15 protein-coding genes and 1 tRNA gene are annotated in these 16286 nt (G+C 49.7%); 15 read left to right on the forward strand and 1 reads right to left on the reverse strand.

All coding sequences use genetic code 11. The annotated features are described in order from the left end of the window. Positions 1 to 65: 65 nt before the first annotated feature. A complete protein-coding gene (locus tag U1F02_RS11425; protein ID WP_409990521.1) occupies positions 66 to 833 on the reverse strand; it encodes a ComF family protein in 768 nt (255 codons plus the stop codon). Between the two features lie 150 nt (positions 834 to 983). Between U1F02_RS11425 and U1F02_RS11430 the strand changes: the two genes are divergently transcribed. The 15 genes from U1F02_RS11430 (at position 984) to truB (ending at position 16193) form a co-directional block, all read left to right on the forward strand. Then, the gene (locus tag U1F02_RS11430; protein WP_409990522.1) at positions 984 to 1844 is read left to right on the forward strand and encodes an HDOD domain-containing protein; all 861 of its coding nucleotides are present in this window, start codon (positions 984 to 986) and stop codon (positions 1842 to 1844) included. 85 nt (positions 1845 to 1929) lie between these two features. Then, entirely contained in the window at positions 1930 to 2988 is a 1059-nt protein-coding gene (gene bioB / locus U1F02_RS11435) for a biotin synthase BioB (protein WP_409990523.1), read from the forward strand. Between the two features lie 96 nt (positions 2989 to 3084). Continuing rightward, a complete protein-coding gene (locus U1F02_RS11440; RefSeq protein WP_409990524.1) occupies positions 3085 to 3732 on the forward strand; it encodes a hypothetical protein in 648 nt (215 codons plus the stop codon). A gap of 16 nt (positions 3733 to 3748) precedes the next feature. Beyond that, complete coding sequence (gene bioF, locus U1F02_RS11445) at positions 3749 to 4945, forward strand: 8-amino-7-oxononanoate synthase (RefSeq protein WP_409990525.1); 1197 nt, start codon at positions 3749 to 3751, stop codon at positions 4943 to 4945. 2 nt (positions 4946 to 4947) lie between these two features. Beyond that, entirely contained in the window at positions 4948 to 6585 is a 1638-nt protein-coding gene (gene bioC / locus U1F02_RS11450; RefSeq protein WP_409990526.1) for a malonyl-ACP O-methyltransferase BioC, read from the forward strand. A gap of 42 nt (positions 6586 to 6627) precedes the next feature. After that, positions 6628 to 7320, forward strand: coding sequence for a dethiobiotin synthase (gene bioD / locus U1F02_RS11455; RefSeq protein ID WP_409990527.1), 693 nt, complete (start codon positions 6628 to 6630; stop codon positions 7318 to 7320). A gap of 33 nt (positions 7321 to 7353) precedes the next feature. Beyond that, positions 7354 to 8025: a DUF2459 domain-containing protein gene (locus U1F02_RS11460; protein ID WP_409990528.1), complete on the forward strand. Its 672-nt coding sequence runs from the start codon at positions 7354 to 7356 to the stop codon at positions 8023 to 8025. A gap of 148 nt (positions 8026 to 8173) precedes the next feature. Further along, on the forward strand, positions 8174 to 8431 hold the full coding sequence (locus tag U1F02_RS11465; RefSeq protein WP_409990529.1) for a hypothetical protein: 258 nt from the start codon (positions 8174 to 8176) through the stop codon (positions 8429 to 8431). Between the two features lie 27 nt (positions 8432 to 8458). Next, a complete protein-coding gene (locus tag U1F02_RS11470; protein WP_409990530.1) occupies positions 8459 to 9316 on the forward strand; it encodes a putative metalloprotease CJM1_0395 family protein in 858 nt (285 codons plus the stop codon). Positions 9317 to 9465: 149 nt separating this feature from the next. Further along, positions 9466 to 9542, forward strand: a tRNA-Met gene (locus U1F02_RS11475). Between the two features lie 297 nt (positions 9543 to 9839). Beyond that, on the forward strand, positions 9840 to 10334 hold the full coding sequence (rimP, locus tag U1F02_RS11480; protein ID WP_409990531.1) for a ribosome maturation factor RimP: 495 nt from the start codon (positions 9840 to 9842) through the stop codon (positions 10332 to 10334). A gap of 116 nt (positions 10335 to 10450) precedes the next feature. Next, entirely contained in the window at positions 10451 to 11932 is a 1482-nt protein-coding gene (nusA, locus tag U1F02_RS11485; protein WP_409990532.1) for a transcription termination factor NusA, read from the forward strand. An 87-nt stretch (positions 11933 to 12019) separates the two neighbouring features. Continuing rightward, positions 12020 to 14746 (forward strand): translation initiation factor IF-2, encoded by a 2727-nt coding sequence (gene infB, locus U1F02_RS11490; RefSeq protein WP_409990533.1) that lies wholly within the window; start codon positions 12020 to 12022, stop codon positions 14744 to 14746. Between the two features lie 74 nt (positions 14747 to 14820). Beyond that, positions 14821 to 15228, forward strand: a complete 408-nt coding sequence (gene rbfA / locus U1F02_RS11495) for a 30S ribosome-binding factor RbfA (protein WP_409990534.1) — start codon at positions 14821 to 14823, stop codon at positions 15226 to 15228. Next, on the forward strand, positions 15228 to 16193 hold the full coding sequence (truB, locus tag U1F02_RS11500) for a tRNA pseudouridine(55) synthase TruB (protein WP_409990535.1): 966 nt from the start codon (positions 15228 to 15230) through the stop codon (positions 16191 to 16193). Before rbfA ends, truB begins: the two co-directional genes overlap by 1 nt. The last annotated feature ends 93 nt before the right edge of the window (positions 16194 to 16286 follow it).

The raw sequence follows: 16286 nt of genomic DNA on the forward strand, positions 1-16286 counted from the left end.
TTTGTGGTTTGAATTCGGCTGATATTAAGCACTTTTCCAACCGATACATAGCTTAATGTAGGGTGTTACATCGTCCGCGCCAGCGCCCATACCTGAACATCCTTGGCGCCGTGCTTGATTAGCAAAGCGCTAAGTTCCCTTACCGTGGCGGTTGTGGTTACCACGTCATCCACAAGGGCGATGCGCTTGTTTTGAATCGCTGTTAAATGCTTCTCCTTAACCGCAAAGCTATGCCGCAAGTTCTTTTGCCGTTCATTGCGGGACAAGCCTTTTTGCGAGGGTGTTTTATGTTTGCGTTGAATGAGATTGTTTGCAATGGGAATCTTCAATTCCCCTGCTACTTCCTTTGCCAGAATTTCCGCTTGGTTAAACCCTCTTAGCCACAGACGTTGCCAGTGTAGCGGGGTGGGAATAATCAGGTCGGGCATTTCCCAATCGGCGTCATCTTGTGCGTGATCTTTTACTGCTTCTGCCAGCATTTGCGCGAGTAATTTTCCGCACGTCAGGTTCGCTCGGTATTTGAATTTGTGGATGAGTCTATCTATCGGGTATTCGTAGGAGAAAGGCATAAAACTGCGGCTAAATGCGGGTGGATGGCGCAAGCAGCTGCCGCAAAAATGGCTCAGGCTCTCGATACGCAAGCCGCATTGTTGGCAAAGCAATTGGCCATAGGTGTGGGGCAAATCATATTGGCAATGAGTACAGAGCAGTTCGCCTTCTAGACTGCAAGCGCATAGCAGGCATTGGCTGGGGAAAATGTTTGCGGGGAGGTGTTTGAAACTAGTTCGCCATGTTTTAAAAGTCGCGCGAAAAAATGCTGCTGGGTTGCGCATGCCGGAGCTCCTTCTGGCTTGGGTTAGGTTCCCTGAGTGTTCTTTGATCGCTAGTCTAACAATTCCCTGAGAATATCCAAGCTTGCGTTGAATTTCGCGGCGCATCTTCTAGGCTTTAGGGTAATTCTGTCGTTTTAAGGAAGTTTTACTGTGGAAGCGGTTCGTAGCGATTACGTTGATTATAAAAGTGCAGTTTCGGCGTTGTTGAGTCACCCCGAAAACTTTCCCCGCTTGCCGGCTATTACCCAAAATATTCGTGAAGCCTTGGTGCGTTCCGATAGTTGCGCAAGCTCGCTGAGCAAACTCATCGAACGCGACACAGAGCTTAGCCAGCTGCTGCTGCGCTATGCATCCAGCGTCATGATGCACAACCATATGCCGCCACAAACGGTGTTTGATGTGGTGCGAATTCTGGGGATGGCGCAAGTTGAACGCATCACCATGCTGCATGCGGTGAAAGATTTGTTCCGCGGCAATACTCAAGCCTATACACGTATTTTTGCTGCCTCGTGGGATCGCCTGATCAACAAAGCCAGTATGAGTGCGCTGATTGCCAAGAAGGTCGGCCGCGTTGCGCCGGATTATGCGTTGCTGGGTAGTCTTTTGAGTGAGATTGGAACCTTAGCGGTATTGTCGGTGTTTAAGTCTAGCGATCTGCCCGTACCAAACAGCGAAACCTACGTTAATTTATGCCGCGAGTTTGCCAAGAACCTCGGTATTGCGCTTTTACAAGATTGGAAGATGGATGACGAATATCTGCGTTTGGTGAAGCAAGTTGGCAACTGGCAAGCTGGTGAGAACGAACCTTTCGGTTTAATTGATGTGGTTAACCTTGGGCTTTATCACTCCTTAAAGGCGCGTATGACCGCAAATCGTCTGCCGGCTATTACACATCTCGCGGCTTACCAAAAGCTATCGGCCAAGCATAACGCTATTACCGATACTAACGAGTTAGAGTTGGTGGTAACTAACCGCGACGAGATTCGTGCGATAGCCGATAGCCTTTACTAGTCTGTTAACCTGGAAGTCATTTTTTGGTTGACAGCCATATTCACCCCGTTAATATGGATCCATTGCTTATCAACGGGGCTCCCACATGAACGCTTTCACCAAACCTCTTGTACGTCACGATTGGACTCGCGCTGAAATTCAGGCGCTGTTTGATCTCCCTTTCAGCGATTTGATGTTCCAAGCGCAAAGCGTTCACCGCACGCACTTTAATCCCAACGAAGTTCAGGTCAGCACCCTGTGCTCCATCAAAACCGGCGCCTGCCCGGAAGATTGCGCCTACTGCCCACAGTCAGCCCGTTACGACACTGGCCTAGAACGCGAAAAATTGATGGCGGTGGAAAAAGTCATTGAAGAAGCCAAAGCGGCCAAAGCTACGGGCGCGACCCGTTTCTGTATGGGCGCTGCTTGGCGGTCACCCAAAAACCGAGATATGCCCTACGTGCTCAGCATGGTACAAGGGGTAAAGGCACTCGGTATGGAAACCTGCATGACCTTGGGGATGTTGGATGAAGCCCAAGCTCAGGAGCTCGCCGATGCTGGTTTGGATTACTACAACCACAACTTGGATACCTCGCCCGAATACTACGGTGAAATCATCACTACTCGTACCTATCAAGACCGTTTGCAAACGCTCGCCAACGTGCGTAAAGCCGGCATGAAAGTATGTTGCGGCGGAATCGTAGGCATGGGCGAAGAAGTGACGGATCGCGCAGGTTTGTTGCAGCAGTTGGCGAATATGCCCGAGCACCCCGAATCTGTGCCCATCAATATGTTGGTGAAAGTGGAAGGCACTCCGCTGGAAAGCGAAGCCGATCTGGATCCATTTGATTTTATTCGCACCATCGCCGTTGCCCGCATTCTTATGCCGCAATCGCACGTGCGTTTATCAGCTGGCCGCGAGCAAATGAATGAGCAAACCCAAGCCATGGCATTTTTGGCCGGTGCAAATTCAATTTTCTACGGCGAAAAATTATTGACCACACCAAATCCTGAAGCCAACAAAGACATGCAACTTTTCAAGCGCCTTGGCATTAAGCCAGAAGCATACGAAGTGCACGAAGATGAAAGCGAACAAGAAGCGGCCATTGTGAATAAGTTGCAAGAAGCCAAGCTGGATTCTTTGTTTTATAACGCGGCGAATTAATTAGGCGTTATTAGGCAGTTCTAAATTCAGTTTTGGTTAATCGCGTGCCACTAAGGTGGTCGCTTTTAACGACTCTGATAAAACCAAGGACTGTCTATGAAAAATTTTATTGCTATTTTGCTACTTTCGTTTTTGTCTGATTCTCTCTACGCAAATGATTACGGCGGTATAGGAATCGGTTTGGTTGAGGCCTGCAAAACAAAGTATCAGCCCAGCTTTAGCGGTGGTGACTGCATTTCACCTGATTTGGATATTCATGGTTTTGTTGGTCGCGAGGCCAGCGATTATTTTACGCTTGAAGCCAGTATAGATGCCGCTATTAGTTCTGGAACTGCATTTGATTTTATTGTCGATGCAAGTAGCGACACGGTTGATTTTAACGATGCCGAAGTGACCAGTGATCGATGGGGTATGGTGAATTTCGGTGTGCACGCGCTGGTAACTTTACCGCTCTCTTACTCTGTGCGCTTGTTCGGTGGCCCAAGCTTCGGTATGTCAATTACCAGTTTTGATTACGACGTAAAATATTTTGGCGATGAAAATTCCTCATCACAGTCGTCAACCAATATTGGCCTCAATTATGGATGGAAAGCGGGTATAGATTTTGGAAATCTGTCGGGTAGTTTCATGCGTTTGCAATGGCAAAACTGGCGTGGGTTAGATGCGAGCGCTAGTGGCGATAAAAGCGGCAACAAAGAATTTAACAGTAATGCGCTCACGGTAAGTTGGGTGGGCCGATTTTAAATAATAGTGAAACCTTGTGACTAACGAATTCTCTATCGACAACATTCTCACCGCAGCACTTGCTGAACGTCGCGCGACGAATTTGTATCGTAATCGCCGCGTATTGGAATCGCCACAAATTCCCAACGTGGTTGTCGATGGAAAATCCTATCTCGCGTTTTGCAGTAACGATTATTTGGGCCTCGCCAATCACCCGCAGGTCATTTCTGCATTTCAACACGCAGCCAATCAATTTGGAGTGGGTAGCGGTGCATCGCATTTGGTGGCTGGGCATTCCAGCGAACATCACGCACTTGAAGAAGAGCTTGCTGCGTTTACGGGGCGAGATCGCGCTTTATTATTTTCAACCGGCTACATGGCGAACATGGGCGCAATCACTGCGCTGGTTGGTCAAGGCGATGCGATTTTTGAAGATCGTTTAAATCACGCGAGTTTATTGGATGCGGGCTTACTCAGCGGCGCGCGGTTCCAACGCTTTTTACACAATGACTTGGAAAATTTGCAAACTCGCTTGGATAAAACCGAAGCCGAGCGAAAGTTAATTGTAGTTGATGGCGTGTTCAGTATGGATGGCGATTGTGCACCCCTACCAGAGCTTGCGGCGCTCGCCAAAAAAAATAATGCATGGTTAATGGTTGATGATGCCCACGGTTTTGGTTGCTTGGGAAAACACGGAGGCGGCAGCGCTGAATATTTTGGTTTATCTCAACACGATTTGCCGATCTTAATGGGAACCTTAGGCAAAGCTTTCGGCACCTTTGGTGCTTTTGTGGCGGGCAGCGAAACGCTGATTGAAACGCTTATCCAATTTTCTCGTTCTTATATTTACACCACCGCTATGCCACCCGCAGTCGCAGCGGCTACGCGCGCGAGTTTGCGTTTATTGCAAGAAGAACATTGGCGACGTGAACATTTGCAACAACTCATTTCTCGTTTCCGTTTGGGCGCGCAAGAATTAGGTTTGCAATTACTGGATTCTTTTTCGCCCATTCAACCGATTATTATTGGCGACGAAGCTCGCACCTTGGCAATTGCAGAACAATTGGCAGAGCGCGGTATTTTAATTATCGCCATTCGTCCGCCAACAGTTGCAGCAGGTAGCTCGCGTTTACGCGTCACTTTTTCTGCCGAACATTCACTCGCACAGGTTGATCAGTTGCTGAATGCCTTAAGCGATGTTGTTGGAACAAGTTCCGGTTCGGTAGGTGAATAGGCGTGAGTGAAAGTCAATTCAAGCTTGCTCGGCAAGAGTATCCCTGCACTTCATCCCACTCTCAACAGCCGCCATTGGTGTTATTGCATGGTTGGGGTTCCGGCAGTGAATCATGGCAGCCTTTGCTTGCCGAGCTGCAAACTATTTCTGCCGTTATTGCATTGGATTTACCCGGGTTTGGTGAAAGCAAAGCGATTCCGGAATTTAATCTTGAATCTCTTATCGACTTGATCGCAAGAGAATTGCCGCAACAATGCGTTCTTGTAGGGTGGTCACTTGGCGGTATGTTGGCCGTTCAATTAGCGGCTCGTTATCCGCACAAAATAACGCGATTTGTTACGCTGGCGAGCAATTTGAAATTTGTTGCTAGCCGAGATTACGACACTGCTATGCCGCTGGCGGTAAATCGTCATTTCAATAAAAGTTTTGTGGAAGATGTGCAGGGTACACTGAAATTATTCGCCGGGTTGTTAGCGCAAGGCGACGCAAGTGAGCGTGCCTTGCTCAAACAAATGCGAGTCTTAGCAAAGCCGGAAGTCATTAACAACAATTGGTTGCAAGCGCTGTTTTTGTTGGCTGAAATAGATAACCGCGAAATTTTCTCTACCTTGGTTCAACCGGGACTGCACCTGCTTGCTGAAAAAGATGTATTAGTTCCCGTGTCTGCCGCTCAATCTCTTGCAGCACAAAATCCGGCGCACAAGGTGGTGGTTGTGAAGGGTGCGGCCCATGCGCTTCATTGGAGTCAGCCTGAACTTGTTGCAAAACACATAAAGGAATTTTTATCGCCAACTTCTTTAGATAAAACGCGCGTAGCTCACTCGTTTAGTCGTGCTGCAAATACTTATGATTCAGTGGCTAGCTTGCAGCGTAAAGTGGGCGATGCACTCCTTAAAAAAATTCCGGCCAACAAATCAGTACAGCATTTGCTTGATCTTGGTTGTGGTACGGGTTATTTCACGCCGCGTTTACAACAGCTATTTCCACAAGCTCTAGTAACCGGTGTGGATATTGCGGAAGGTATGCTGCAATTTGCGAAGCAAAAATGGGGTCAGAGTCATTTAATGGGGAACGATATAATTCCGAGCAATGGCGCGATATTAAATGACTCTGACCCCAATTTTGCGCAGAACGCGTGGGTGTGTTCGGATGCAGAGCAATTGCCCTTGGCAAATGCATCGGTTGATCTTATCTACTCCAATTTTGCGTTGCAGTGGTGTACAAATTTGCTGGCGCTATTTGCCGAATTGCGACGAGTGTTAAAGCCGGGCGGCGACTTAATATTTACAACTTTGGGCCCAGCAACTTTGCACGAACTAAAATCGGCGTGGCAGCAAGTTGACAATCATGTACACGTTAATGAATTCCACGAACGTGATGCGTTGCTTTCGGCGTTGCAAAAGGCAGGTTTTAGCCAGATTGATTGTGAGCACGCGCCTGAAGTAATGGAGTTTGAACACTTGTCGGATTTGACGCGCAGCCTCAAAGCGTTGGGTGCGCAAAATGTAAATTCGGGTCGGCTGACGGGGCTGACGGGACGAAAAAAAATTCAGGCATTTAAACAAGCCTACGAAAGTGCGCGGCGAAATAGCATGTTGCCCGCAACTTACGATGTGTTTTACCTGAGCGCAAAAATTTAATCAGAACACTTTTACGAATACGAGCAAGACGCAGAAAAAGCAATGACAAAAAAAGCATTTTTTATCACAGGCACCGATACAAACGTCGGTAAAACTTTAATTGCGGCGGGTTTGCTGGTGGCCGCAAAACAACAAGGTTTAACGACAGCCGCACTAAAACCTGTTGCGGCTGGCTGTGAAAAAACCAACGAGGGTTTGCGCAACAGCGACGCGCTCTTGTTGCAATCGGTGATGACCCAATCTCTGCATTACGATCAAATTAATCCCTACGCGCTAGAAGCTGCCATAGCGCCGCATATCGCCGCGCAACAAGAAAAACGCAGTTTATCGGTCGATCGGTTATCGGGTTTTTGTCGCGGCGTATTATCCTCAGCCAACTTCACTTTGGTTGAAGGTGCCGGCGGTTGGCGGGTTCCTTTGAATGCGCGCGAAACCTTGGCGGATTTAGCAAAAAATTTGGATCTGCCAGTGATTATTGTTGTGGGTGTTCGCTTGGGTTGCATCAATCATGCGTTATTAACCTTTGAAGCGGTTGTGCGTGACGGTCTTGCGGTTGCGGGCTGGGTTGCCAATTGTGTAGATGCGGATATGCCTGTGTTGCAGGAAAATATCGAGAGCTTAAAAGTGCGTCTTCCGGTTCCCTGTTTGGGTGTGGTGCCGTTTTTAGCGGAGCCATCGCCAGAGCAAGTTGCCAAGTGTTTTGAGCAAGCGGCGCTCGATCATTTAATTCAGTGACGAATTATCCAATAACGATTTAATTAAACAACGATGAAATTACTGCTTCGCTTATGGTTCGTATTTTTGCCGGGCTTAATTTTGTGTGGCTGCGCCAGCATGCCGCCCACAAAGTCCATTCCGGTCGCCAATACCAAACACACTATTTATTTTATTTACCGTGGTTGGCACACGAGTGTGTTGTTGGATGCAAAACTACTCGCCGCCCAAAACCCGCAATTGGCGGATGATCTCAAAGGTCAGCGTTATGCGCGAATTGGTTGGGGCGACGGCGATTATTTCACGGGCAAAAGTAAATCTACATCCACCGCTGCTAAAGCCTTGGTTGCGTCGGGTTATTCGGCTGTGCAGTTGCTCACTTACGATTACGAGCCTTTTGCAGAAATTCCTGCGGAAACACGGGTTCCACTCGCTATCACCAAAGAGGGAATGAGCGCATTGGTTGCCTATTTGGGTAATTCAATCGCGCTCGACACCAGTGGCAAACCCATTCGTCTCACCGCTTATGGCGATGCCATGGGTTCCTTTTTCCAATCCAAAGATCATTACAGCTTATTCAGCAACTGCAACACCTGGAGTGGCAAGGCATTGCGTGCGGCAGGATTGCCCGTTGCCAACCGTTTGACGGCGCAGGGTGTTTTCGAACAGGCGCGGTACATTTCCCAATGGCAATCCGAGCAAGGCTTGTTCAAATACGAGCGATAAGTTTTGCTGGTTATATTTCTCGCGTTCTTAATCCAAACTTGTCTTAAAACACTGCACTTAGCGGCAAGCTTCGCCTGTTTTTTAATCGCTTCAGCGCGTAGAATAAAGTCGTGAGAAGTCTTTCTATCTATTTTGCGAGGGCAGAGTAATGGACGTAGGTTCAGTAACGAGCGGTTCTGCGGTAACTCAAGGTCTGATTGGTATGCAGCGCAGCCAAGCGGAGATATCCAAGTCTGCCCAGCAAATCGTGGAGGCGGGTACCACGGAGCGTGAGAACCCGGCCAAAAATGACATCACCGAATCCTTGGTAAACATCAAAGCCCAAACCCAGGTGTTTGATGCATCTGCCAAGATCGTGAAGTCAGCCGACGAAACCATAGGCACTTTGCTGAAAGCCACAGCATAAGTGATTGATTAAGGTAAGGTGATTTCAGTGATCAGTTCAATTTCCTCCAGTGTCAGCAGCCTAGCGCCCTATGCGCCTATTGGTCGCCAGCCTGTTGGACAGGAATCAACTGAACTCAAAAGCTCAAGTTTTAAAGCGCTTGAGCAATCAGCGGATACGGCTGCCAGTCAAAATCGCCGCAGCCCGGAATACTCGTTGAATCAAGATGCGGAACGCGACCGCGTATCCGGCAAACCGCCCAAAGAACAGTCTGAACAAGAGCAAAAGCAGCAAGAACGAGAGCAAAAGATACTTGCTGAATTGGCAACGCGTGACCGTGAAGTTCGCGCACATGAACAAGCTCATGCGGCTGTTGGTGGCCAGTACGCGGGCTCGCCAACTTATTCTTTTGAGCGCGGCCCTGATGGTGTTAACTACGCTGTTGGTGGCGAAGTTTCTATAGATACATCCCCCGTTCCAAATGACCCGGAAGCGACGCTTCGCAAAGCGCAGGTTATTCGCGCTGCGGCTAGTGCACCGGCGGAGCCTTCACCTCAAGATCGCCGTGTTGCGGCGCAAGCAGCAAGTCTCGAAAATGAAGCGCGTGCTGAAATCGCGGCGAAAGGTGCGTCTGAGTTGCAACAGGTAGCGCAAACCGCGGAAGACGAGGCCAATGCCCGCAAAGCTGAAGCTAAAAAGCAGGCTGAGCAGGAAGATGAACTGCGCAAAGAAATCCGCAAAGAGGAAGATCGTCAGCGCGCCGAGTTAGATCGCAGTAATCAGGAGCGTGCCGCTATTCTGGCTAGAAGCGCCCAAACTACCTTCGACATTAGCCGTCGTTTGGTGGAAATCGGTGCGGTGAAAAGTACACCTAGCGTTGGAAATTTCATTAACGGTAACGTGTAGGCTAAGCGAGTAATCTATTTGTCACCAGCCGCTGCTATTGTCGCCCACGTAAACTAAGTGATTGAGCTGTAAAGTTTTACTTGACCTCTCAGGGGTAGATCCCTATACTGCGCGACCTCGGTTAGGCGTAAGTAAAACCGAGTTACGGACGCGGGGTGGAGCAGCTTGGTAGCTCGTCGGGCTCATAACCCGAAGGTCGTAGGTTCAAATCCTGCCCCCGCAACCAAATTCTTAATCTGTAGACGCTTTCATAAAGGTTTTCTGCAGAGCAGTGTGAGGCTCCATTTGAGTTTCCACTAACAGATTCACTGATCCAGCCAACGTAGCCGGTCAGTTATAAAAAGCCCCTTTATGGGGTTTTTTTGTATGTGTCGTTTGTGCAGGTTTTTTGCCCTCGACGTGTTGCAGATCAAACCAATTGCAACCATCAATGCAGTATCGTTCGAATGGGCCTTGTGCCCATTTTTGTTTTCCGGATGTTGTTTTTCTCGTTTTCATATCCCGAAAGGGAAGGTTTTAAGGCATGGCATCAAAGCAAGAAATTTTGCACAACATGATTGAGCCGATTGTGGCTTCGTTGGGTTGTGAACTTTGGGGATTGGAATATTTAACCCAAGGGCGTTACACCACACTGCGTCTGTTTATTGATGCACCTGCGGGCGTGTCTTTGGAAGAGTGTGAAAAAGTTAGTCGTCAGGTGAGTTCAGTGTTAGACGTGGAAGATCCTATCGATGGTGAATACACGCTCGAAGTGTCGTCACCGGGTATGGATCGTCCTCTGTACACACCAGCGCACTATGCACGTTATGTGGGCGAAACCGTGAATGTACGCCTGCGTATGGCGCGTGACGGTCGCCGTCGCTTCAAAGGCGATATTGTAAAAGTAGAAGGCGATGATGTTGTTATTAACGTGGAAGGCAAAGACATTGTGTTGCCGGTGGATGCCATCGACAAGGCCAATATAGTTCCACGTTACGATGAAATTATTTCAAAAATTGATGGCGCTAAAGACAAGTAACGCATCAAAGAAATTGTAAAAAACGGACGCACGATTCCAATAAATGTTGTGCGTATTTTCAGTCACCCGTTACCTAATCGTGCGCGATTAGCTTCAGGAGTTAGCAGAGGTAAATAATGGCAAAAGAGATTTTATTAGTCGCTGATGCGGTGTCTAACGAGAAAGGTGTTGATAAAGAATTAATTTTCCAAGCGATTGAAAGCGCTTTGGCAATGGCGACCAAAAAACGTTTTGATGAAGACTCGGTAATCGAAGTTAATATCAATCGTCACAATGGTGATTATGAAACTTTCCGCACCTGGGAAGTTGTTGCTGATGATGTTATGGCCGAGTTGGGTACTCAGTTGTACCTCGACGAAGCGCGTGAAAAAGATGCCGACATCAAAGTGGGCGACGTCTATCGCGAAAAAATTGAAAACGCTGATTTCGGTCGTATTGCTGCGCAAACTGCCAAGCAAGTTATCGTGCAAAAAGTTCGCGAAGCTGAGCGCGCGCAAATGGTTGACGAATACCGCGATCGCATGGGCGAACTGATTAGCGGCACTGTTAAAAAAGTGACACGCGACAGCATTATTGTTGACCTCGGTAATAACGCTGAAGGTTTGTTACCGCGCGATCAATTAATCGGCCGTGAAATTTTCCGCATGGGCGATCGCATTCGCGCGCTCTTGTTGGAAGTGCGCACCGAGAACCGTGGCCCTCAATTATTTTTGAGTCGCTCTCATCCCAAAATGCTGGTTGAGTTGTTCAAAATTGAAGTGCCTGAAATCGCCGAAGATATTATCGAAATTAAAGGCGCTGCTCGTGACCCCGGTTTGCGCGCGAAAATTGCAGTAAAAACGAATGACGGCCGTATCGACCCCGTTGGTGCTTGCGTGGGCATGCGCGGTTCGCGTGTACAAGCGGTATCGAACGAACTGGGTAACGAGCGTGTTGATATAGTGCTGTGGGACGATAACCCAGCGCAATTCGTAATTAACGCCATGTCGCCCGCTGAAATTGAATCCATCGTTGTTGATGAAGATGCCGGCTCAATGGACTTGGCGGTTAACGAAGACAACCTGGCGATGGCGATTGGTCGCGGTGGTCAAAACGTTCGCCTTGCGTGCGATTTGACGGGCTGGAACATCAACGTTATGAGCGTTGCGGATTGGCAGGCTAAGCAACAAGCTGAATCTGGCAGCTTCATCCAAATTTTCATGAATGCCTTGGATGTGGATGAAGACGTAGCCGCGGTGTTGGTGGAAGAAGGTTTCACCACGCTGGAAGAGGTTGCTTATGTTCCGCTGGAGGAGATGTTGGCTATCGAAGGTTTCGATGAAGACATCGCCGAAGAATTGCGTGCGCGTGCTAAAGATGCCCTGTTGACCCAAGCCTTGGCGTCAGAAGAGCGTTTGGAAGGTGTAGCACCGGCAGAAGATTTGCTCAATATGGAAGGCATGGATCAAGCCTTAGCGATTAGCCTTGCGGCGCGCGGCATTATCACCATGGAAGACCTTGCTGAGCAATCGGTAGACGACTTGGCAGGCATTGAAGGTGTTGACGCAACCCGCGCTGCGGCACTGATTATGAAAGCTCGCGAGCCATGGTTTGCCTAATGCAAGCCCGGCTCCCATTTTTGAGCATAGAAGCTCGCTGATGAAATGACAGCAGAGCTTCAAGAATTATCTCCTTGAGGAAATACAATGGCAGAAGTAACAGTTAGCGAACTCGCCAAATCGGTCGGTGCACCGGTAGAACGATTGCTAAAACAAATGCAAGAAGCAGGTTTGAGCCAAAAATCACCTGACGCGCGCGTATCGGACGACGAAAAGCAGCGCTTGCTTGCTTATTTGAAAACCAGCCACGGCGAATCCACGGCTGAACCACGCAAAATTACCTTACAGCGTAAAACCACCACCACCATCAAAACCGGTACGGGTGCTGCGCGCAAAACCGTTAACGTAGAAGTTCGTAAGAAAAGAACCTACGTGAAGCGCGAAGACGAAGAAGTTCAGGCGGATGAAGTTGTTGCGCAACACGAAGAAGTTGTTGCTCCTGAGCCTGTAGTTGAAGCGATTCCAGAGCCTGTGGTTGAAGTTGCTCCAGAGCCGGTTGTTGAAGAGGTTGAAGCACCTGTTGCAGCTGCTGAACCTACAGAAGCTGCTCCAGCCGCGTCACACCGTATTTCCTTTACCGATGGCGTTGAAGAAAAACGTCGCGCAGCTATTGAGCGTCGCCAGCAAGAAGAAGCGCAGCGCGCAGCTGAAGCCAAGGCACGTGAAGAAGCCAAGCGCCAGCAAACCGCTAAACGCCCAGACAGCGCTCGCCCGGAAGCTAAGCCCGCAGCGAAAGACGCTGCTCGTCCAGCAGGCAAGCCAACCAAACCACCGGTTTTGGTTGCGTCTTTGGATGACATTAAAGTTAACCACGGTCACGGCCATAAAAAGCATCATCGTCATGAAGACGACGCTGATGACGGTATGGATGCACGCGGCAAGCGCGGTCCCGGCGGCAAAGCAGCCAAAAAAGGCGCTGTGCCCAAGAAAACCAGCAAAGTTGAATTGCTGGAAATTGCAGCCGATGAGAACGAAGATAGTGATGTATTAGCTCGCCGCAGCCATCTGCGCGCGCATCACAAAAAGACTAACAAACACGCCTTCAAAAAGCCTACTACGCAAATCGTGCACGTTGTTGATGTGCCTGAAGTGATCGTGGTGTCTGAACTTGCTTCTCGCCTTACTGTGAAAGTGGGTGAAGTGATCAAGCGCCTGATGAAAATGGGCGTAATGGCTTCAATGAATGAAACTATCGACCAAGATACAGCAGTACTTTTGGTTGAAGAAATGGGCCACCAGGCTAACTTGGTTCACGCCGATGCCATCGAGCACGCGCTGGAAAAATCCCTTGAAACTGAAGGTGATACCGTACAGCGTGCGCCAGTGGTAACCGTAATGGGTCACGTTGACCATGGTAAGACCTCGTTGCTCGATTACATCCGCGAAGCCAAAGTGGCGGCGGGCGAAGCCGGTGGTATTACTCAGCACATTGGTGCTTACCGCGTGCAAACCAGCCGTGGCGAAATCACCTTCCTCGATACCCCCGGTCACGCCGCGTTTACCGCTATGCGTGCTCGTGGTGCCAAGGCAACTGACATCGTTATTTTGGTGGTAGCTGCGGATGACGGCGTAATGCCGCAAACCGAAGAAGCCATTCTGCACGCCCGCGCCGCTGGTGTGCCCATCGTTGTGGCTATCAACAAAATCGATAAGCCAAGCGCTGACCCAGAGCGTGTTAAGAGCGAGCTGGTGGTGAAAGGTGTTATCCCTGAAAGCTACGGTGGTGATACCCAGTTTATTGAAGTGTCTGCGCACACTGGCCAGGGTATCGACGAATTGCTGGAAGCTATCTCCCTGCAAGCAGAAGTATTGGAATTGACCGCTGTGGTTCACGCTGCGGCGAAAGGTGTGATCATCGAATCTCGCTTGGACAAAGGCCGCGGTACTGTAGCGACCTTGTTGGTACAGCAAGGTACATTGAACCAAGGCGATTTAATCCTCGCAGGCCAAAGCTATGGTCGTGTACGTCTGATGACCGACGAACGCGGTCAATCCGTAAAAGAGGCGGGTCCATCTACTCCGGTAGAAGTGCTCGGTTTGGATACGGCGCCAAGCGCCGGTGATGATTTCGTGGTCTTGACTGACGAGCGTAAGGCGCGTGAAGTTGCGCAGTTCCGTGCGGAGAAAGAGCGTCAAGAGAAGCTCAAACGCCACACCGCTGCTAAGTTGGAAAACATGTTTGCGGGGATGGACGCAGGCCAGAAGAAAACCCTTACTGTGGTTGTTAAAGCCGACGTACGTGGTTCTCTGGAAGCCATCCAATCATCCTTGGCAGACATCGGCAACGACGAAGTTCAAGTGAACGTAGTGTCTTCCGGCATTGGTGGAATTACTGAGAACGACGTGAACCTCGCCCTCACAACGGGTGCGATTATCGTGGGCTTCAACGTACGTGCTGACGCAGCAACTCGCCGTATGGCCGAAGTTGAAGGCGTAGACATTCGTTACTACAGCATCATTTACCAATTGCTGGACGAAGTGAAAGCAGCCTTGAGCGGTATGCTTGATCCAGAGCGTATCGAGACCATCGTGGGTATCGCCAACGTACGTGAAGTTTTCACCTCGCCCAAGTTTGGTCAAGTTGCTGGCTGTATGGTTATCGAAGGTACCGTGTACCGCAGCAAACCTATCCGCGTATTGCGCGACAACGTGGTGATCTTCCAAGGCGAATTGGAGTCTCTCCGTCGCTTTAAGGACGACGTTAACGAAGTTCGTAACGGTATGGAATGTGGTATCGGTGTGAAGAACTACGACGTTAAAGTCGGCGATCAGATCGAAGTGTACGAAGTGAAAGAGGTAGCGCGTAAGCTCTAATCGCTTGCGCAAAACCCCGCGCCCCGGCGTTTAATCGCGTTCGGGGCTTTGTTATTTTTAGAGGTTTACGGCTAATGCCAAGAGAATTCACCCGTTCAGACCGCGTGTCCGACGCCATCCAACGTATTCTTGCGCAAGTGATTGCGCAGGAAGTGCGCGACCCGCGCATTGGGATGGTTAACATCAACGCAGTCACGGTTACCCGCGATATGGCTTACGCCAAAGTCTATGTGACCTTCGTGGGCAAAAATGAAGAAGAAAGCCTGACGGCGGCGTCTGTATTGAATAAAGCCAGCGGCTTTTTGCGCACCTTTATCGCCAAAGAGTTGATTATGCGCACCGTGCCCAAGTTGCAGTTTATTTACGACAAAACGGCCATTCGCGGGCAGGAACTTTCCTTCCTGATTGACCGCGCCATCAAAGAAGATGCGACCCACGTTCACGACGATGATGGCGCAGATTCTGAAAGCGAGAAGTCTTAATGGCGCGTCGAAAAGGCCGTCCGGTGGACGGTGTTTTATTGTTGATGAAGCCGGAAGGCATGACCTCAAACCATGCACTCCAGCGCGCAAAACGGTTATTTTTTGTCGAAAAAGCGGGGCATACGGGCGCGCTCGACCCACTGGCAACAGGCGTTTTGCCCCTGTGCTTTGGCGAAGCGACCAAGTTTTCGCAGTTTTTGTTGGATGCAGATAAGCGCTACCGCAGCACCTTTTTGCTCGGCCAACGTACCAATACCAGCGATGCGGACGGTGAGGTGGTGACAGAAGCATCGGCAGCGGGTGTAACGCTTGAGGCGGTTAAACAGGCACTGGTTCCGCTGACGGGCGATATATTGCAAGTGCCGTCTATGTTCTCGGCATTGAAGCACCAAGGCCAGCCGCTTTATAAGCTGGCGCGCGACGGTATTGAAATCGAACGTCAACCTCGCCCAGTGACGGTCTATGCGATTGAGATTTTGGATTTTCGCCCCGGCGAACGCGCTGAAGTCGATGTGGACGTACGTTGCAGCAAAGGTACTTACATTCGCTCCATCGCTGAAGATTTAGGTTTTGCGCTCGGCTGCGGGGCGCATGTGAAAACCTTGCACCGCTCGGCGGCAGGGTTGTTTGTTGAAGGCCAGTGCATCACCCTGGAAGCGCTTGAGCAAGACTTTGAGCGGGGTGGTTATGAGGCGCTGGATAAGCATCTTTTACGGGCTGACGCGCCAGTGGCAAGCTTACCCGAGATAGTGCTTCCGGAAAGCAGTGCGCATTACTTCCGCCTTGGGAATCCGGTTATGGATTCGCAGGTCTATCGCGTTGGGCAACAAGGTGATATGGTGCGCGTCTTTTGCACAGAAACCTTGGGCTCAAGCCAGCAGTTTCTGGGGTTAGGCGAGCTGACGGACGATGGTCGCGTCGCGCCAAAACGAATTATCGCTAACCGCTCGACAAACGAGCAGTAAGCTAAGAGTTTATCGATTAGGCATTGCCGATTGATAATAAGCCTGCGGTGAAATCCTTATCCTCTTTATCAAGAGTCGGATAATCACCGCGAC

Source organism: Cellvibrio sp. (assembly GCF_046347455.1).
Lineage (GTDB): Bacteria > Pseudomonadota > Gammaproteobacteria > Pseudomonadales > Cellvibrionaceae > Cellvibrio.